This is a genomic window from Ectobacillus funiculus (genome assembly GCF_004138295.1).
Classification (GTDB): Bacteria; Bacillota; Bacilli; order Bacillales; family Bacillaceae_G; genus Ectobacillus; species Ectobacillus funiculus.
On record NZ_SCFM01000006.1, the window covers coordinates 1 to 19,922 of the forward strand.

The following is a 19,922-nucleotide window of genomic DNA, read 5'->3' on the forward strand; positions in this document are numbered from 1 at the left end:
CTTGAAACCTCATTTTCGCATCATTGTAGACAAAAGAATCATTACTTTTATCTAAATAATCGTACTGAGCAGTAATTGTCGTATAGGAAGGAACCTGATAACGAATAAAACCACCTGCAAATCCAATCCCTTCCAAATGTTCATACAAACCAGCTATATATACATTGTAAACCTTTCTCTCACACCCAAATGCTCGTTCTAGGCGTATCGCTTGTTCTTCAGTGGGAACAATAGAAAAACGAAAACCAGAAGTGATCCAACCATCTGGTAAAGATTTTTTTGTTCCTTTTATATAAGTTCCATCTTCCCTAGTTGCCATGTTCAACACCAACTTCCATGTATTGGTAATAACATTATAACGAATGTGCGTTCGGTTCTCAATAACCAACTACAAAGAAGAGAAAAAATAGCCTTACGCCTACTGAAAATTCATCCCCCACCTACTCATTTGGGCTACGCCCTTCACATTCCTTGAGGAAGGGGACTTCTTTTCAGAAAATCTGTTAAAAGGAGATTCTTATGATCAAACTTGTACTCATCCGCCATGGGCAAAGTCTATGGAACCTCGAAAACCGCTTTACCGGCTGGACTGATGTAGACTTATCGGATAACGGACTAAACGAAGCAAGAGAAGCAGGCATCATCTTAAGAAAAAATGGATATACGTTTGACGTGGCTTATACCTCTGTTTTAAAAAGAGCGATTCGCACCTTATGGATTATTCTTCATGAAATGGATCTCGCTTGGGTTCCTGTCCATAAATCGTGGAGATTAAACGAACGCCATTACGGTGCACTGCAAGGTCTAAATAAAGCAGAGACCGCCGCAAAATACGGGGAAAAACAAGTGTATACATGGAGAAGATCGATGAACATTAGACCGCCTGAACTTGATAAAAATGATCCAAGATATCAGTATTCAGATCCTAGATATAAGAATGTGAAAGAAGAGGAATTTCCTCTTACCGAAAGTCTTGCGGATACAAAAAAACGCGTTTTGAAATACTGGGATGAAGCAATCGCACCTGCATTAAAGGGTGGACAAAGAGCCATCATCTCAGCCCACGGAAATACACTGCGAGCCATCATTCAATATCTGGATCAAATGTCCGAGGATGGGATTGCCACCTTAAATATCCCGACAAGCATACCGCTTGTATATGAATTTGATAATACTTTAAAGCCAATCCGGCATTACTACCTAGGTATGGATGGAGAAATGGCTCCGGGAATCATTCCAAAGCATATCCCGTCTGAACTGCTTGATAAAGAGGAAATTGCTGATTTTCATATCAATTCCTGGGAAGAATAAGACTCTCTAACCCTATTTATGGTAAACATGCCCCAGTTTTATAAATTCTTATCTTGCCAAGAAAGCAGTTCCTTTGTGAAGGTTGCCGGAAAGGTCCTTACTTTGAGTAAACAAAGAAATTTTTATAACTATACAAATAAAGAAGTTATTCGTCTGTATGTTAAATGAACTTTTTCAGTTCCCTCATTTTTAGAGATGTTTTTTCCTACAAAGTGTAAATACTATAAGAGCAAGGGGGTGCAGACTATGACCAATCACGTTAATAAAGGAAAACAAAAAAGCTCAGTAAGACAGTCCGGCAATGCATTTGATTCAGATCGCGCGAAAAGCGAGAAAATGGAGCGCCATCACCAGCTCCGCCAGCAACGTGAGAACGACTAGGAGAGGAAGATTACAATGGGAAAAAAACAAAAAAATCGTGGCACCGTTCAAGGAACTAGCGTAAACCCGCAGGGCCTAACGCCGGATGAAGCATCACGCGATCCAAAAACTGCTCTTGAAAATCGTGCTAAAAAAAGCAATACAAAAATCTAAAACACGAAGCCGCGGCTTCGTGTTTTTTTATTGCCTCTTTGTGAGAAAGAATATGCCTTTTATAAGCCATGTGCTTCTTCTTCGAACGATAAATCTGCACCCGCGATCGTCAGCAAATCATGTTTATCATACGAATCTTGGAGCAGAAGCCGCATCGCCTGGGAGCGGACTGACTTTTCTACAATGTTCCGCACATACCGCCCGTTGCTAAACGCTGTAATGGCAGAAGAATATTTCACTGCATTGAGATGATCTCGCAGCTTCCATTCCGCTTCCTTGGACAATTGGTACTCTCTCTCTTCATACATCTGCTTCCCAATTTCAAGCAGCTGATTGACTGTATAATCTGGAAATTCAATAATAAATGGAAAACGGGATTGAAGCCCTGGGTTTAAGGAAAGAAAATGATTCATCTCCCGTGAATACCCAGCTAATATGAGGACAAAATCATGCTGCTTATCCTCCATATGCTTGACGAGAGTGTCAATTGCCTCTTTGCCAAAATCCTTTTCTCCTCCTCTCGCCAATGAATACGCCTCGTCAATAAATAGAATGCCTCCTAGCGACTTTCGAATTAAATCACGCGTTTTTTGTGCTGTATGACCAATATATTCCCCAACGAGATCCGCACGCTCAGCCTCTATGAGGTGCCCCTTAGATAGTACGTTCATTTCAAATAGAAGTTTCCCAATGATACGCGCAACGGTCGTTTTTCCTGTTCCAGGATTTCCTTTAAAAAGCATATGCAGCACTTGCTTCTCTGCCTTAAGCCCTGTTTCCTGCCGCTTTTTGTTCACGTAAATCCAAGCATAGATTTCCTTAATAATAGATTTGACCTCGTTCATCCCAACGAGTTTGCTCATCTCTTCCTCTATTTGCTTTAGCATTTCATGCTTTGGGGACGGTTCCGTCAATATCGACTTTGGCGGCGGAACAGGGGCGGGCGCTTTGGTTCTCGTATTTAACACAATATTAATTTGATTATTATTTTTCTTCCGAATGGACTGTTCCATATAATCACCCCTAACCTTTTAGCACTCTCCTAACAATTCAACATTTATGCAGCATTTTCTGTTATAATTTAGAAAAAATATAATGGGTGGTGAGATGTTGGAGACAAAGCGAATTCAAAATGATGAATTGCTCGATACGATTCGTACATTTGCTGCTTACCTAACGAGTAAGGGCAGAAAGCAATCCACCATTAAACGTTACATGTACGATATCGAGGACTTTATCCACTGGCTTGAAAAAAAAGAAAAAGCTTCTTCTAACAATATATGGGCATCTCTATGTACAAAAGACTACGAAAATTACTTTTTTGAATTAAAAACGATTCGTCATTATTCCGAGAAAACGATACATCGCGTGTTCATCGTTCTCAATCGATTATATCAATTTTTCCAGTTATCCAATCCTGGGATGAAAAACCCTTTGAAAGAGATGGAAATGGTGATCCAACCAGACCGCGCACTGCGCACGTCTGATTTTATTACAGAACAGGAAGAGCATCGTTTGAAGAATATCCTTTCGTCTCTTGAACATTTATCGGAAAAGCAACTGCCGGCCCGTTCTTTACTAATTGACCGAAACATCAGCATCATTACGTTGCTTCTTGATTACGGATTATCTTTACAAGAGCTCATCTCATTAAATATGCACCATGTTCATTTTGAAACAAACACGCTCTCCATTCCGCCTGTTTCCGGTATCGCACGTACGATTACCCTTACCATCCAAGACAAAAAACAGCTCTACAAATACTATAAAATCATCCCAGAACCGGTTCGTCCAAAGTATCATTCTGATGATCCACTGTTTGTCGCATTTGACTTTAATCGCAATACGTACCGTTGGGTATATGAAAACGATGCCCCTAAGGCCTTAACCGAAATTGCTGTACAAAAGATGATTCGCCAGGAGGTTGCACGTGCAGGATTGCGAAAAGGAATCTCCGGCCAGCACTTCCGTAATACATTTATTCTCAGACTCATTGAACAAGAAGTGAGCGAACAGGAGATTATCAAGCGAGTAGGCTTTAAAACGAAGCTCTCTCTCAAACGATATTACGATTATGCAAAAAAAAACCCTCTTACTGAATAAGAGGGTTTCCTTATGTATACATGTATCCTATTCAAGCTCAATAGATACATTTTTTTGCGGCATGAATGTAGAAATCGCGTGCTTATAAATAAGCTGTTGCTTTCCATCTGTTTCCAGTAACACTGTGAAGTTATCGAAGCCTTTAATCAGACCGCGAAGCTGGAATCCATTTAGCAAGTACAGCGTTACAAACGTATTATCCTTGCGGAGTTGGTTTAAAAATTGGTCTTGGATATTGATAGATTGCTTCATGTCGAATCCTCCTCTTTTTCTCTACCTACGTATTATTCGCCTTTAACCGTAGGTTTCCTTCTACATAGCTGAAAATTTCTTCCTTTTTTTCGCCCTCTGTCATGTCAAACCATGTAACATCCATTTTATTGCGGAACCATGTTAACTGACGTTTTGCGTAACGCCTTGAGTTTGTTTTTAAAGCCTCTACAGCTTCCTCTAAGGTTGTTATCCCTTCAAAGTATGTATACAACTCCTTATATCCAATCGCTTGAATTGATTGACAATGACGCAAGCCCTGATCATACAGTGATTTAACCTCCTCGAGCAAGCCCTGCTCCATCATAAGATCGACCCGCTGATTAATGCGATTGTACAGTTTGTCCCGCGCCATTGTCAGACCAACAATAGCGGTGTCATATAGCAAGATTTGCTGCTGCCCTTCTAACGTTTCGCTCATCGTTTTTCCTGTTGTATGCAAAATCTCGAGTGCACGAATTACGCGGCGTACATTGTTTGGATGAATGCGTTCAGCACTTTGCGGATCAGCATGCTTTAGCATATCGTATACCGCCCCTACTCCATCCGTTTCTGCTAATCTTTCAAGGCTTTCGCGGTACGCCTCATCTCCCGGTGATTCTGAAAATTGGTAATCATACAAGACAGACTGTATGTACAGCCCTGTCCCGCCTACAATAATCGGCAACTTACCCCGTTTTGAGATATCATGAATGTGCATTCGTACAAGCTGTTGAAACTCTGCTGCCGAGAACGGTTCATCGGGGTCGCGAATGTCAATCATATAATGAGGAATTCCTTCCATTTCCTCTTTCGTTACCTTCGCTGTGCCAATATCCATCTCTCGATACACCTGCATAGAATCGCCGCTTATAATCTCACCATCGAATGCCTTTGCCATATCAATGCTTAGCTTCGTCTTACCGACCGCTGTCGGTCCGATAATGACAACGACCTTTTCTTGCTGTATTCCTCCCATATGGCTCCACTCTCTTTTTATATAAAGTTGTACATCTGATTATTATACCCAATTTCTGAAGTTTTAGAAGAGAAAAAGTATAAATTCCCCAATATGGTACATGAAATTTCATAAACAGACAGGCAGGCTCCCGTTATTTAAAAACGAATCTTTATTTCATTAATGGGACAGTATACCAAAAGAACTCTGTTCTATTTGGTATACTCTTAAAATCTTAATTCAGGGTAAATCACAGAATGATGCCAACTTATGGAGGAAAACATATGCTTGAAAAGGGTGGAATATCAGCTAAACAATTTGAAAAATTGGTTTTTATCTACTGTGGGGAGTTCAATATCAGGAGCTATACTTTCTTCAAACAAAAAACAGAATAAGCGCCCTATCTTGCAGGCTTATTCTGCTTTTCGCATGGTTTGGTTAGAGACTTGCAACAATCCACTTTCTATTTTCGCGTTCGTGCACCTCAACCGGAACGCCAAAAAAACGGCTTAATGCCTCAGCATCCAGCACTTGTTCTGTAGCACCCGTTTCAAATATCGTTCCTTCCTTGAGAAGAAGTGTATGCGTAAAGCATGGAACGATTTCTTCAATATGATGCGTTACATAAATAAGCGTCGGCGCATCGGGCTTAGAAGCGATGTCAGAAATCATGGCGAGCACCTGCTCGCGCGCCAATAAATCAAGACCTGTACATGGCTCATCCAAGATTAAAATATCTGGGGAAGCCATTAACGCTCTTGCGATTAATACCTTCTGCTGCTCTCCTTGCGAAAACGTATGATATTGCCTTCCAATAAGCTTTTCACATCCAAATAACACAAGCAGCTCCCGCGCCCTTTGTTCATCGTCTGCTTCTACCCCGTCATAAAGCCCAATCGTTGCAAATTTGCCGCTCATCACAACCTCTTCCGCTGTTTCATGACCGTAAAATCTTTGCTGCAAGGACGAACTGACAAGACCGATGCGCTTTCGGAATTCCGGCAGCTTAACCGTTCCATACCGTTGTCCTAACACTGTCACCGAACCAGTAGATGGCCAAATATAACCCGTTAAAATATTTAAAAGCGTCGTCTTTCCGGAACCGTTCAAGCCGACGAGGCACCAGTTCTCACCGCGATTAACTTGCCATGAAACATCAGTTAGAATTTGCTTACCTTGTCTAACCCACGAAATGTTTTGTAAATCGATGACCATAGAAACCCCTCTTTTTTCAACAAATTATGTATACATATTCCAAAACACTACTATATTAGCCATTCCGTATGTTGTTTGTGCCATCTGCCCATTTTTGTGCAGTTTATGGAACCAATCCCCTATAAACAAAGGATTGGTTCTTAGTATTTATCACATTACCCTTTTAAACATCTTCTCCAGCTCATACGTTGAATGATGCACAAGAATTGGTCTGCCATGCGGGCATGTATATGGGTTTGTTGTCTTACGCAAGTCCTCAAGCAACGCAAAAATCTCATCATTTGTAATATATTGATTTGCTTTAATAGAAGCCTTACAGCTCATCATAATCGCCGCTTCTTCCCGCAGCTTACGGATATCAACCCGCTTCAGTTTCAGCACCTGCTGCATCATTTCCTCAATAACTTCAACCTCTTGTCCTTTCGGAAACCATGTCGGATGCGAGCGCACAAGAAAGCTTTGATGGCCGAATGGCTCTAAAAACAATCCAACCTTCCGGAGCTCTTCCAGCTGCTCCTCAAGCCGCAAAAACTCGGGCAATGAAACATCGATACGGTACGGAACGAGCAGCTCCTGCACCTCAGAAGCAACCTGTCCAACCTTCTCACGAAAATATTCATAGTTGATTCTCTCCTGCGCCGCGTGCTGATCGAGTATATACAACCCTTGATCATTTTGAGCCAAAATATATGTGCCGTGCATTTGCCCGATTGGATATAGAGGAGGCAATTCATTTCCTGTTTGTGGCGGACACTCCTCGAACATCCCATCGTCGGCTCTTTCTAGCTCCTCTGCCATAAGCGTATCCCCTGCATCTGCTTCATACTGGATCTCCTCTTGTACAGCAGCTTTAGGGTGGATATATTTCTGCTTCTCTACCGCTGCCTCCTGCACAATAGGCGCAGCAGGCGGCTTGTACTCATTGACAAATGTACGAGTCGGAAGAGAAGCGGCAGGGGCCCCATGATCAAATTGAAAGGTCTCCTGCACACTTTCTTGTTTTATTTTTTTATTCGTTGTCACAGATGCATCGGGAATCAGCTGCAGGTTATGAAACGCCTGTTGAATCGCTGTTTCCATCAATTTTAAAAGTTCAGCCTCCTTGCTGAAGCGTACCTCAAGCTTTGCCGGGTGAACATTCACATCTACAAGCATCGGATCCATTTCGATTGATAAAAAACCAATCGGATACCGCCCGATTGGGAGCAGCGTATGATACCCTTGTTGAATCGCCTTTACTAGCGAAAAGTTCTTTACATAGCGTCCGTTGACAATCGTTGAAATATAATTTCGTGATGCCCGCGTAAGTTCCGGGAGTGCCATATAGCCTGTTATCGTAAAATCAAGAGACTCCGCTTGAATTGGAATCATTTTTTTCGCTGCCGTTACACCGTAAATGGCGGCTAACACTTGCTGAACATCGCCATTTCCAGACGTATGCAGCAGCTTTTTCTCATTATGAAACAATCGAAAAGAGACATCTGGATGAGACATCGCAAGGCGATAGACGATATCCGTAATACTGCCTAGTTCGGTATTAATTGTTTTCATATATTTTAAACGGGCCGGTGTGTTAAAAAATAAATTGCGAACCGTAATATCTGTTCCTTTTCGACTTGCCGCCTTTTCAAGGCGCATCACCTCGCCGCCTTTAATGACGAGATGCGTCCCTGCAGTATCCCCCGTACTTGTTATGAGTTCTAATTCACTAACAGATGCGATGCTTGGCAGCGCTTCGCCGCGAAAGCCAAGCGTACGGATGCGAAATAAATCGTTTTCGTCTTGAATCTTGCTTGTCGCGTGACGATCGAATGCCAATAGGCAATCATCTTCCGCTATACCATCGCCGTTATCAAGAATGCGAATACTCGACAAGCCTGCCTCCTCAAGGTGAATCTCAACTGTTGTACTATGGGCATCGACCGCGTTTTCAACGAGCTCTTTTACAACAGAAGCAGGGCGTTCTACGACCTCGCCCGCCGCAATGAGATTGGATAGCTGTTCGTCAAGCTTTCGAATTTTCCCCATGTTTTATCCCTTCTTTAGCTTTTTTTGCAGCTTGTACATTTCATTCAATGCTTCAAGCGGCGTCATGTCTAATAAATCCATTGTTTGGATTCGGTTCAATATCTCTTTTTCCTGTGAAGAAAGAGCATTCATTTGCATTGCAGCCGGACGTTCGTTTATAGAAAAGAAGGAGAGCTGCCCTTCCTTTGCAAGCAATGATTCCTCCTGCTGAACAGGCGGTGCATTTTCACGTACTTCCTGCCCTTCTAGTGATTCGAGCACATCCTTTGCACGTGCAATGAGCGAGGATGGAAGACCAGCAAGCTCGGCAACATGAATACCGTAGCTTTTATCCGCTGCCCCTTCTTTAATCTTATGAAGAAATACGACCTTGCCGTTTTCCTCAATTGCAGAAACATGAACATTTTGCAGCTTGTCCAACTGATCCGCCAATATCGTCAGCTCATGATAATGAGTAGAAAATAATGTTTTAGCCCCGATATGATGATGAATATATTCAATAATCGCCTGCGCCAGTGCCATACCATCATACGTGGATGTTCCGCGCCCAATTTCATCGAATAAAATCAGGCTTCTGTGCGTCGCATTTGCAATTGCATGCTTTGCCTCAAGCATTTCGACCATAAATGTACTTTGGCCCGAAATTAAGTCGTCCGCAGCACCGATACGTGTAAAAATTTGATCAAAGACCGGCAGAACTGCCTCTTTCGCTGGTACAAAGCAGCCGATTTGCGACATGACCGCAATCAGCGCCAACTGCCTCATATATGTGCTTTTCCCTGACATGTTCGGACCTGTAATAAGGAGCATATTCAAGTCCTCACGCATCACGCAATCATTCGGCACATATGTTTTCTTCTCCAGCACCTTCTCAACGACAGGATGACGACCGTCAATGAGAACAAGCTCCTGGTTCGCACTAAGCACAGGTCTTACAAACTGTTCCTCTTCGCTCACTGTCGCAAAGCTTTGAAACACATCCAGCTCGCTAATTGCTTTCGCAAGCTGCTGCAGCTTTGGAATATACGCTTTTACCTGCTCACGCAGCTGCAGGAATAAATCATACTCCAATTGAACAATTTTCTCTTCCGCTTCTAAAATCATCGCTTCTTTTTCCTTCAGCTCATCGGTTACAAAGCGTTCAGCATTCGCTAGTGTTTGCTTACGCTCATATCGTCCCTCTGGAAGAGAAGAAAGATTGGCACGGGTAATTTCAATATAATAACCAAAAATACGGTTATAGCCGATTTTCAGTGACCGGATGCCCGTTAGTTCACGTTCCCGTTTTTCCAAGTCAGCAATCCACGTTTTTCCGTTCTTGCTAACATACCGGTATTGATCAAGCTTTTCATGATAGCCATCCTTGATGATATCCCCATCCTTCACTGATAATGGCGGATTTTCTTGGATGCTTTTTTCAAGCAGCGCAGCCAGTTCCTCACACGGGTCAACCCCCCGCATAAGTTCAAGTATATATGGATTATCCAATTCTCCCATAAGCTGTAAAATCCCTGGCACTTGCAGGAGCGAGCGCTTGAGCTGAAGAAGATCTCTTGCGTTGACATTCCCATACGCTACCTTTCCGGACAGCCTCTCTAAATCATACACCTCTTTTAATTTTTCCTTTAAATCCTCACGAATGAAATAGCTGTTTACAAACGTCTCAACCATACCGTGGCGCTGTGCAATCTGCTCCTGACGCACGAGCGGACGCTCCATCCATTGCTTAAGCATGCGGGCTCCCATCGCTGTTTTTGTTTTATCAAGCAGCCATAGCAAAGATCCCGCCTTTTCCTTCGTACGAATCGTTTCCGTCAGCTCAAGATTGCGCTTTGAATGCACATCCATTTTCATAAAATGGTTGCTTTGATACATCTCTACTGGCTGCAAATGATCTAACGAACGCTTTTGCGTACGCCAAACATAACGAAGCAAGCGTCCGACCGTCTCGATGAGCTTTGTTTCCGGCAGATCCTGTGCGACATGCTCCAAGCCTTCCGGAATCGATGTGTCTTCCTCGTAGGAAATTGTAATTTTCAAAAGATCGGTCAACTTCTTCAGTTCATCTCCGGAAAATAAAGAGCTGACGACAACCTCCTTCGCCCCAAGTCCGTGCACTTCCAACAGCACGTCCTCCATAGAACCGCGCAGCAACGTGACCGTATTTTGTCCCGTTGTTAAGTCGTTGCACGCTAGACCATAGGAACCATCTTCAAAGCCTGTAATCGATACGAGAAAGTTATTCTCCTTCTCATCAAGAGAGCGTCCCTCCATCATCGTGCCGGGTGTAATCAGCTGCACAACTTCGCGGCGCACAACCCCCTTAGCTGTTTTTGGATCCTCTACCTGCTCACAAATGGCAACCTTATATCCTTTTTCAATCAGCTGCTCTATATAATTTTTAGCGGAATGATACGGTACCCCGCACATTGGAATGCGCTCGCTTCCACCGCCATCACGGCTTGTTAGGGTAATTTCCAATTCATGCGCCGCCTTTACGGCATCACCAAAAAACATCTCGTAAAAATCTCCGAGACGAAAAAATAAAAAGGCATCTTCATAGTCTGCCTTAATTGTTAAATATTGCTGTATCATAGGCGTATACTGTGCCATTTCAATCCTCCGGCTTTCTAGTTTCCTCATGTATTTCATCTTATTATAACATGTTCTCAAATATAGGGTACAATTAAAGAAGGCTCGCCGATTGGCAAGAGCAGCGGCGTCATTGCACTATATTCTTAACATTCCTGACCACTTCAAATAACTGCCACTGGAAATTTATACAGTCCTACAGTAAGATAAAAAGCTAGGAAGAAAACCTCCCTAGCTTCGTATTACTCTTCTTCGGAATCTAACATAAAGTTTGGATCTAGATCCTCAAATTCTTCATCATCCACGCTGTAGTAGTATTCTTCATCATCATGGCAGCCTTCCGGATTCACCCTCACGCATACCTTTGTTTCACCTACAACCTCGCAAATAAATTCACGTTCAACAGTCGCCACAATTTTGTTGCCGTTTGGAGAGATTACAGCCTCTAAGCAATTCGGATGCTGCAGCACGCGGGCAATAATTTCATGATCATCCCCTGTAAAGTTCTTGTCACGATAACGAACCTTTACCTCTTCCTCATAGCGAACACGTTCTGTAACAACCTCTGTTTTTGTATTTTCGTCATACGAGTACCATGTATTCACATCATAATAGCCCTCGATTTGCACGTACTTGCCGTACTTATTCGCTTCATATACATGGTTAATGACCCAGCAGCCTAAAATGCTCGTTGGATAGTTGTTCGGATCTACTGTATGAGTAGATTTTGTATACTTGCGGCCTTTTCCGACAACAGCCTTTGTAATAATCTCTCTATATTCGGACATTCCAAACCCTCCTCAATGAATATTCAATTCATCATATGCGTGACATTCGTGGAATGTGCTATCGCCTAAAAAAAAGAGATGGATGTACCATTTCCTTTTCGGAATTCGTACAATACATTGTATGCGGTAGCGCCCAAATATGTTCGTAGTTTTTCTATGAGTGCCCTATGAAAAGAACAGGAGAATTATGACAAGCACCTGAAGATGATTTATGTGTATTAGGAAAAGCAGTCGCAGCTTTAGAGAAGCCGGTTTATGGAAGGATTTCGTTTGTTCTTCATCATTAAAAAAGCGGACAAGGCCCGAAAAATTATACTTTCTTACAGTGCAAAAAGGCGTCCCCTTCTATTCAAGAGGAACGCCTTTCTTTGTCTTATGAACAACCACAGCCGGTGCCGCAGCTCCCGCTATGCTTGCTTTGCACTTCTGCGCCTGTTTCACCCATCAGCACATCTCCTCCTGTCGATAACAAAATCTCATCTGTTACCGTATTGGAAATGGTGTTAGCAACAAGCTGCAGCAAGTCATTCACATATGTCTGGGAGGACTGAAACTCCTGCACAATTGGAATTTCATCAAGCTTATCTTGCAATGCATCGATTTCAGCTTCTACCTTCTTCAATGCTTCCGTCTTTCCATAATGCTGCAAATTCACAGCCTGCTTTTGCAGCGCCTTAATTTGACTGATTGTTTGTTTAATTGTTTCATTTTGGTGAATTTTCGCCTCTGCACGCTTAAAGAAGTCTACTTCTTCTGTTTCAGAAATCATTTTCGCTAATTCCCTTGCCCGTGCAACAATATCATCTTTTGTATATTGTGTCATATACTACTTCACCTCAATTGGCTTTTCTAACAACTCTCCATCTAGTGTCCATGTTTTTGCTGCTATAATTTTTACCTGCACAAGCTGACCGATTGTAGACTTCGGAGCTTTGAAGTTTACAAGCTTGTTCTTACGTGTGTAGCCTGCAAGTACATCCGGGTTATTTTTACTTTCTCCCTCAACAAGCACTTCGACAATTTGTCCCTCATACGCCTTATTCTTTTCCGCAGATAGCTCGTTCACAAGTGCGTTCAAGCGCTGCAAACGCTCCTTCTTCACAGCCATCGGTACATTATCTTCCATCTTTGCAGCAGGCGTACCTTCGCGTGGAGAGTAGATAAATGTATACGCACTGTCATACCCTACTTCACGGTAAAGCGATAAAGTTTCCTCAAATTGTTCTTCCGTCTCATTCGGGAAGCCGACAATAATATCTGTTGTTAAGGTAACACCAGGAATAGCCTCTTTGATTTTGCGAACAAGCTCCAGATATTGCTCACGCGTATACTTACGCGCCATCATTTTCAATACTTCCGTGCTGCCGGATTGTACTGGCAAATGAATATGTTCTACAAGGTTTCCGCCCTTCGCTAAAATCTCAATAAGACGGTCATCAAAATCACGCGGATGGCTCGTTGTAAAACGGATGCGCGGAATATCAATTTTACGGATCTCATCCATTAAATCACCAAGACCATATTTCATATCCTCAAAATCTTTACCATAGGCGTTAACGTTTTGACCAAGAAGAGTAATCTCCTTATAACCCTGTGCTGCCAAATGACGAACTTCCTGAATGATGTCCTCTGGGCGACGGCTGCGTTCCTTACCGCGTGTATATGGCACAATACAGTACGTGCAGAACTTATCACAGCCGTACATAATATTTACCCACGCTTTAATATCGCCGCGGCGTACCTTTGGAAGGTTTTCGATTACATCACCTTCCTTCGACCACACCTCGACCACCGTTGCCTTTGAAAACATTGCTTCACGCAAAATGTTTGGAAGACGATGAATATTATGTGTACCAAATACCATATCAACAAATTGATGAGTTTTCATGATTTTGTTGACAACAGACTCTTCCTGCGACATACAGCCGCATACCCCAATTAAAAGATCAGGGTTTTTCATCTTAAGCGGTTTTAAATGACCAATTTCACCAAACACTTTATTTTCGGCATTTTCACGGATTGCACAGGTGTTAAGTAAAACGACATCTGCATCCTCAACCGTAAAAGTAGGCTCATAGCCAAGCCCCATAAAAATACCAGCCATTACCTCTGTATCATGCTCGTTCATTTGACAGCCATATGTGCGGATGTAAAACTTCTTGCCTGTCCCCATACCTAGGAATTCTTCAGGAATCTCGAAATCTCGATGAACTTGAATTTCCTCTTTCCCGCGTTTTTTTGCATCCTTTAAAGAAGGCGGCTGATACACTTTCTCAAAATATTTGCTGTAATCCTGATCGGATTTTTTGTCCGAAGAATTCACTTGTTGACTTTGCAATCGTTGTTGTTCGTTCACGACGAATCTCCCTCCATATCCAATTTCTTTGCATACTATCGTGCACCTTGTTTCTTTTGCACACATTATTATAGTATAAAGCGTTTGACCTAATTAAACAATATAGAGGGGCTTTGTCGATCACTGCATCTTAAGACAAGTTTATAACAATACAAACACTTATAAGTTTCCGTTACATTTCTGTCATTTTGAACTTCCCCAATTTGAATTACCCCCACCTACGCTACGCTTAGAAGTAGGGGTACTCTTTCAACAAAATCTGATAGAAAGGTTTACTACAATATGAAATTCCTTAAAGAAACTCGTCGAGTGGTGAGCCCTACCCTTAGGCGAAAACAGAAGCTTAGTTGCCCTTATACTGTATTTCTAGAATGTCTAGCCACGTCGAATTGTCTTCTAGCCAGGAAATTTATACTTTCCCACAGTGGTATACAAAAGCCCCCCTGTCACCAGAGAGGCTTCCTCGCTTACATAAATTCTGCTACAAGCTCATTAAACATGTCTTTGTCTAAAGAAAGGTTTGCTTGAGACAGAGGCTGCTCGCTATATCCTTTGATAAGCTCTTGGTAAGAAGGCTGCTGCTTATTCTGATAGATAATACCAGTGACAAGACCATCGTTTTCCATCAATGTCTGCATTGCCATCATACGGTTAGATGAATCATAGCCTTCTACCGTGCTTAATCGTTTTAAATTTTCTTTGAACCAGTCATATGTGTTCACCTTGTTATATGTTACACATGGACTAAACACATTAATTAAAGAAAATCCTTTATGGTTAATCCCCGCTTCAATGATTTGTGTTAATTCCTTCAAATCACTGGAGAAGCTTTGCGCTACAAAAGTCGCACCTGCTGTTAAGGCCATTTCCATAACAGACAATGCAGGTTCAATAGACCCTTGTGGCGTACTCTTTGTTTTGAAGCCAGAACTGCTTCGCGGAGATGTTTGTCCTTTTGTCAAACCATAGATTTGGTTATCCATGACAATATATGTTAAATCAATATTACGACGAATCGCATGAATTGTATGGCCCATACCAATCGCAAAACCATCCCCGTCGCCACCCGCAGCAATCACTGTTAAATCTCGGTTCGCCATTTTCACGCCCTGCGCAATTGGAAGAGCACGACCATGAATGCCGTGGAAGCCATACGAGTTGATGTAACCAGAGATACGGCCAGAACATCCGATACCGGACACAACTGCCATTTGCTCAGGCTCCAAGCCTGCATTTGCAGCGGCACGTTGAATTGCAGCTTGCACGGAGAAATCTCCGCAGCCTGGACACCAGTTTGGTTTTACATCATTGCGAAACTCTTTAAACGTTGCCATTTAAAACAACCCCTTTTTTGCATTCGTTGTAGATTTCTTTTGGCAGGAATGGATTTCCATCATACTTTAAGAAGCTGGAAATCTTCTCGCCATGGCCAAGGTTCATTTTAATAATGTTTGCAAGTTGTCCAGTCGCGTTGTTTTCTACAACAACCACTTTCTTTGCATTTTGCACAAGCGGCAGAAGCTCCTGTTTCGGGAATGGATGAATTAGACGAATATGGGCATGATTTACTTTCAAGCCAGATTGCTCTAAACGCTCCATCGCTTCTTCGATTGTCCCGCGCGTAGAGTTAAAACCGACTAGCAGGACGTCTGCTTCCTCGTGCTTTGCATTTTTGAATACAGGGGTGTCAAATTTAGAACGTAAACTATCTAGCTTACGCATACGTTTATCCATTTGGGCGATACGATTAGCTGCTGATTCAGATGGCTTTCCTGTTTCTGCATGCTCTACACCTGTTACGTGGTGAATACCATTTTTCGTTCCAGGAATCACACGTGGAGAAATGCCATCCTGAGTCACTTCATAACGCTTGAAGTACTCTTTTCCTTGTTTTTCCGGCTGCGCATTTAAGTCCAGCTTTCCGCGGCGAATTTGAATTTTATTATAATCTAACGGCTGTGCCGTTTGTTTTCCTAGGGATAATTGTAAATCTGTTAAAAGAATAACCGGGCATTGGTATTCTTCAGCAATATTAAACGCTTCCACAGCATCATAAAATGCCTCTTCTACTGTACTTGGCGCGATAACTACCTTTGGAATTTCTCCATGCGTACCGTAAATCATCGCCATTAAGTCAGATTGCTCTTGTTTTGTAGGGAGTCCCGTACTTGGACCTCCGCGTTGTGTATCTACAATAACTAACGGTGTTTCTGTGATTCCAGATAAACCAATTGCCTCCATCATAAGGGATAGACCCGGTCCTGCAGACGCTGTCAATGTCCGTACGCCACCGTAGTTCGCACCGATTGCCATTGTACAGGCTGCAATCTCATCTTCCGTTTGAATAACAGTACCGCCTACTTTCGGAAGCTTTTTAATCAAATATTCCATAATTTCAGAAGCAGGGGTGATTGGATACGCAGCCATAAAGCGGGCTCCGCCAGCTAGTGCCCCGAATGCGATTGCATCATTACCAATCATGAACATGCGCTGATTGCCATCAGCCTTCTCTAATTGCATTAAGCTTACTTTATCTCCAAGCAGTTCTTTCATGTATTGAGAACCGCGTTTAATAGCTTCCATATTCTTGTCCACAACTTGCTTCCCTTTGCGGCCAAAAATTTCTTCTACCACTTTCACATACACATTCTCATCTAAGCCTAAAACAGCGCTTGAAGCTCCAACAGCAACCATGTTTTTCATAAGAGACGTGCCTAGCTCCGTAGCCATATCTGTGAATGGAACCGCATACAAAGATACCGTAGCGCTCTCTGGAATTGTTGGATTAAATTTGGCATCTGCTACAACAATACCACCGTCACGCAATTCATGGAAGTTCACATCAATTGTTTCCTGATCAAAAGCTACCAGTATATCTAAGTCATCAGAGATTGAACGAACATCTGTTGTGCTTACTCTAATTTTATTGTTCGTATGACCGCCTTTAATGCGTGATGAGAAATGGCGATAGCCGTACAGGTAGTATCCTAAGCGGTTTAGTGCAATACAGAAAATTTCCCCCGTACTTTCAATACCTTCACCTTGCTGTCCCCCAACTTTCCAGGAAAGTTGACTAATCATCTCCTACACCCCTTTGGATTGCCTTCATTGTAGTGTATTTTATTACTCTTCCAGTTTACCACTTTCTAAAAAAAGAAACTACAATGTATACAAATTATACCTGTTCTAATTTGATAGGATTTTTGCATAGTCCTAATTCGTTTACAATTCTAGACCTCTTGACAAAAAAATGCAATAATTTGACATAAATTTATTAACATTTTTTTAAAATTTATTACAATCCCACATTCAGCAGGCTAGTTTTAGTATAATGGTAAGTTAAAATGTTACGCCCCTCATAAAATTCCCATATAAAAAAGAATGAACCTGCTCTTCTGTATAGTGCTTAACTAGTTCATTTTTTAAGTTTTCATATTCTGCATATCTTCCAAGATTATGTACAGTTTCTGTAATCCCATCAAAATCCGAACCAAATCCAACATGGTGCTCCCCCCCTAATGAGCATATATGCTCTAGGTGCTGTAGGATATGCGTAATCGCAGCAGGCCCCCCCTCTGTCAAAAACATGGGCACAAACGTAATACCAATCCTTCCGTTTCGTGCAATCAACGCACGAATTTGTTCATCCTTTAAGTTTCGGGGATGCGGGCAAAGCGAATAGCAATTAGAATGAGAGGCAATTGGAAAATGAGCGAGCTGCATCACATCCCAAAATCCCCGTTCTGACAAATGGGAGACATCTGTCCATAAGCGGTATTCGTTCAACTGTTGTACGACCTGCTTCCCAAAATCGGATAGCCCTGCTCCTCTCGTCTCTAGTGCACCATCTGCTACCGCGTTCGCATAATTCCAGGTTAATCCAACAGAGCGCACACCTAAACGATATAAAGTTTGCAAACGCGTTAAGCTGCTGCCGATCGCATCGCAGCCTTCTAATGTCAAAAGTGCTCCTATCTCTTCTTCTTGAAGCGCTAGGATGTCTTTTCTTGTTGAAACAAGTTTCATTTCTGGATGCTGCTTTAAAATATCTTCGTAGAAAATATGAATCATTTCTAGAGCGATCTCAAAACGCTGCTCGTGAGGCACCTCTTCCGGAACATAGACAGCAAAGCATTGCAGCTTTCCTTTTCCTTTTTTGAGACCTTCAAGAGTAACGTGCAAAGAATCATCTTTGTTAAAAGCAGCTCTTCTTTTCCTTTGCCATATTTGCCACAATACATCACAGTGTGCATCAAAGACTACCATTTTAATCTCCTTTCATATAGAAAACAGCCCGTTTGCTTCAGCAAACAGGCTGTTAAAATTAACGAGGTTCAATGATAAGCTTGATCGCAGTCCGTTCTTCGCCATCAATCATAATATCAGTAAAAGCAGGAATACAAATCAAGTCAACTCCGCTTGGTGCTACAAATCCTCTTGCGATCGCTACTGCCTTCACAGCCTGATTTAATGCACCAGCGCCAATGGCTTGGATTTCTGCGGAGCCGCGCTCACGAATCACACCGGCAAGTGCACCAGCTACAGAATTAGGGACCGAAGTTGCTTTAACTTTTAATATCTCCATTCGTCGTTTCCTCCTCGTTTTTCTTTCAAAGTTATAAGCGGTTATTAAGTTCACTTTACTTATATTCACGAGGAGGTTTTCATATTCCTGCTTATCCATCGGAAGTTTTCGAAAAAATTTTAATATATTGTCTATTCTAACAATTTATTGTCTACTTTTAAGAAATGTTGACATAAACTGTTTTTTGCTTCTATAGCAGCCATTCCGGGCTATCGCAGACAACGGACATCACGACCGTTCATGATCACTCAAAATCCCTCTAACGGCTTGTTACTCAAAAAATGTTTGGTCATCATTCAGCAAAATACGTTCAATTCTGCTCGCTTTGCCTGTCGATGGATTTACATCAATGAGAACCGCGCTAAGCTGAGTACGGCCTTCTGCCACCTCGAATCGTACCGGCAGCGCTGTTAAAAACTTTTTCAAAACAGCTCCACGTTCCATTCCCAATATCCCATCATACGGCCCCGTCATTCCCACATCCGTAATATACGCCGTACCGTTTGGTAAGATCCGGTTATCCGCTGTTTGTACATGCGTATGCGTTCCGACAACAGCTGTAGCTCTTCCGTCTACATACCATCCAAGTGCCTGCTTTTCGCTTGTTGCCTCCGCATGAAAATCGATAAAGATAATAGAAGTTCTCTTCTTTGCTTGTGCAATCAAATCATCCACCTTTTTAAATGGACAATCAAGCGGTGGCAAAAAGGTTCTTCCCTGCAAATTAATGATAGCAACCTCTATACCATTACAATTTAAGAAAATGAGCCCTTTTCCCGGTGTACCTTCCGGAAAATTCGCTGGTCTTACTAAATACTTGGCGTTATCTATAAATTCAAATATTTCACGATTATCCCACGCATGATTACCTAGCGTCACAGCTTGAGCGCCCGCTTCTAAAAAACTCCGGTAAATTTTTTCAGTAATCCCGCGCCCACCAGCCGCATTTTCACCATTTATAATAGTGACCGTTGGCGAGTACTTCTTTTTTAATTTTGGAACGTAGTCCTGAATCATCTGTCTTCCAGAGGAACCGACAACGTCCCCTACAAATAAAATTCTCATTGTTGCAACCCTTTCTCACATCGGCCTTGTTTTTATACTTTCCTGCTAATAAGAAAAGCAGATACAGCTCGCTTAAAGTGCAAAAAAATAAAGTGGTGCGAGACCACTTTATTTCCGATCACTGTCTTCTGCCTATCA

The 19,922-nt window shown here is 42.3% G+C and carries 19 protein-coding genes; 4 read left to right on the top strand and 15 right to left on the bottom strand.

The genetic code is table 11. The features are described 5' to 3' along the window. Positions 1-388 (bottom strand): helix-turn-helix domain-containing protein (locus tag EP737_RS04400; protein WP_205650880.1); only part of this gene is annotated, 388 nt, incomplete at its 3' end. 131 nt (positions 389-519) lie between these two features. Between EP737_RS04400 and gpmA the strand changes: the two genes are divergently transcribed. The 3 genes from gpmA (at position 520) to sspL (ending at position 1,845) form a co-directional block, all read left to right on the top strand. Then, positions 520-1,311 carry a 2,3-diphosphoglycerate-dependent phosphoglycerate mutase gene (gene gpmA, locus EP737_RS04405; protein ID WP_129726716.1) on the top strand — a complete coding sequence of 264 codons (792 nt, stop codon included), beginning with the start codon at positions 520-522 and terminating at the stop codon, positions 1,309-1,311. A gap of 246 nt (positions 1,312-1,557) precedes the next feature. Then, positions 1,558-1,692 (top strand): hypothetical protein, encoded by a 135-nt coding sequence (locus EP737_RS26500; RefSeq protein ID WP_281278873.1) that lies wholly within the window; start codon positions 1,558-1,560, stop codon positions 1,690-1,692. 15 nt (positions 1,693-1,707) lie between these two features. After that, entirely contained in the window at positions 1,708-1,845 is a 138-nt protein-coding gene (gene sspL / locus EP737_RS04410) for a small, acid-soluble spore protein L (protein ID WP_129726717.1), read from the top strand. 59 nt (positions 1,846-1,904) lie between these two features. On the opposite strand, the gene spoVK is transcribed toward sspL, so the two are convergent. Further along, entirely contained in the window at positions 1,905-2,858 is a 954-nt protein-coding gene (spoVK, locus tag EP737_RS04415; protein ID WP_129726718.1) for a stage V sporulation protein K, read from the bottom strand. An 82-nt stretch (positions 2,859-2,940) separates the two neighbouring features. Between spoVK and EP737_RS04420 the strand changes: the two genes are divergently transcribed. After that, positions 2,941-3,948, top strand: coding sequence for a tyrosine-type recombinase/integrase (locus EP737_RS04420; protein WP_246040176.1), 1,008 nt, complete (start codon positions 2,941-2,943; stop codon positions 3,946-3,948). Between the two features lie 27 nt (positions 3,949-3,975). Here the strand turns inward: EP737_RS04420 and hfq are convergent, their stop codons facing one another. From hfq to EP737_RS04485, 13 genes are all read right to left on the bottom strand, one after another. Further along, positions 3,976-4,200, bottom strand: a complete 225-nt coding sequence (hfq, locus tag EP737_RS04425) for an RNA chaperone Hfq (protein WP_129726720.1) — start codon at positions 4,198-4,200, stop codon at positions 3,976-3,978. Positions 4,201-4,225: 25 nt separating this feature from the next. Beyond that, a complete protein-coding gene (gene miaA / locus EP737_RS04430) occupies positions 4,226-5,176 on the bottom strand; it encodes a tRNA (adenosine(37)-N6)-dimethylallyltransferase MiaA (protein WP_129726721.1) in 951 nt (316 codons plus the stop codon). Between the two features lie 417 nt (positions 5,177-5,593). Further along, on the bottom strand, positions 5,594-6,370 hold the full coding sequence (locus tag EP737_RS04435) for an ABC transporter ATP-binding protein (protein ID WP_129726722.1): 777 nt from the start codon (positions 6,368-6,370) through the stop codon (positions 5,594-5,596). 150 nt (positions 6,371-6,520) lie between these two features. After that, the gene (gene mutL, locus EP737_RS04440; protein WP_129726723.1) at positions 6,521-8,398 is read right to left on the bottom strand and encodes a DNA mismatch repair endonuclease MutL; all 1,878 of its coding nucleotides are present in this window, start codon (positions 8,396-8,398) and stop codon (positions 6,521-6,523) included. 3 nt (positions 8,399-8,401) lie between these two features. Then, a complete protein-coding gene (gene mutS, locus EP737_RS04445) occupies positions 8,402-11,011 on the bottom strand; it encodes a DNA mismatch repair protein MutS (protein ID WP_129726724.1) in 2,610 nt (869 codons plus the stop codon). A gap of 221 nt (positions 11,012-11,232) precedes the next feature. After that, complete coding sequence (locus tag EP737_RS04450) at positions 11,233-11,778, bottom strand: outer spore coat protein CotE (protein ID WP_129726725.1); 546 nt, start codon at positions 11,776-11,778, stop codon at positions 11,233-11,235. A gap of 373 nt (positions 11,779-12,151) precedes the next feature. Beyond that, the gene (locus EP737_RS04455) at positions 12,152-12,601 is read right to left on the bottom strand and encodes a YlbF/YmcA family competence regulator (RefSeq protein ID WP_129726726.1); all 450 of its coding nucleotides are present in this window, start codon (positions 12,599-12,601) and stop codon (positions 12,152-12,154) included. A 3-nt stretch (positions 12,602-12,604) separates the two neighbouring features. After that, positions 12,605-14,134, bottom strand: a complete 1,530-nt coding sequence (miaB, locus tag EP737_RS04460; RefSeq protein ID WP_129726727.1) for a tRNA (N6-isopentenyl adenosine(37)-C2)-methylthiotransferase MiaB — start codon at positions 14,132-14,134, stop codon at positions 12,605-12,607. 467 nt (positions 14,135-14,601) lie between these two features. Next, complete coding sequence (locus EP737_RS04465; RefSeq protein WP_129726728.1) at positions 14,602-15,468, bottom strand: 2-oxoacid:ferredoxin oxidoreductase subunit beta; 867 nt, start codon at positions 15,466-15,468, stop codon at positions 14,602-14,604. Further along, the gene (locus EP737_RS04470; protein WP_129726729.1) at positions 15,455-17,215 is read right to left on the bottom strand and encodes a 2-oxoacid:acceptor oxidoreductase subunit alpha; all 1,761 of its coding nucleotides are present in this window, start codon (positions 17,213-17,215) and stop codon (positions 15,455-15,457) included. Before EP737_RS04470 ends, EP737_RS04465 begins: the two co-directional genes overlap by 14 nt. Positions 17,216-17,473: 258 nt before the next feature. Further along, positions 17,474-18,400, bottom strand: coding sequence for a dipeptidase (locus EP737_RS04475; protein WP_129726730.1), 927 nt, complete (start codon positions 18,398-18,400; stop codon positions 17,474-17,476). 58 nt (positions 18,401-18,458) lie between these two features. Continuing rightward, complete coding sequence (gene spoVS / locus EP737_RS04480; RefSeq protein ID WP_129726731.1) at positions 18,459-18,719, bottom strand: stage V sporulation protein SpoVS; 261 nt, start codon at positions 18,717-18,719, stop codon at positions 18,459-18,461. A gap of 270 nt (positions 18,720-18,989) precedes the next feature. After that, on the bottom strand, positions 18,990-19,784 hold the full coding sequence (locus EP737_RS04485; protein WP_129726732.1) for a TIGR00282 family metallophosphoesterase: 795 nt from the start codon (positions 19,782-19,784) through the stop codon (positions 18,990-18,992). Positions 19,785-19,922: the final 138 nt, after the last annotated feature.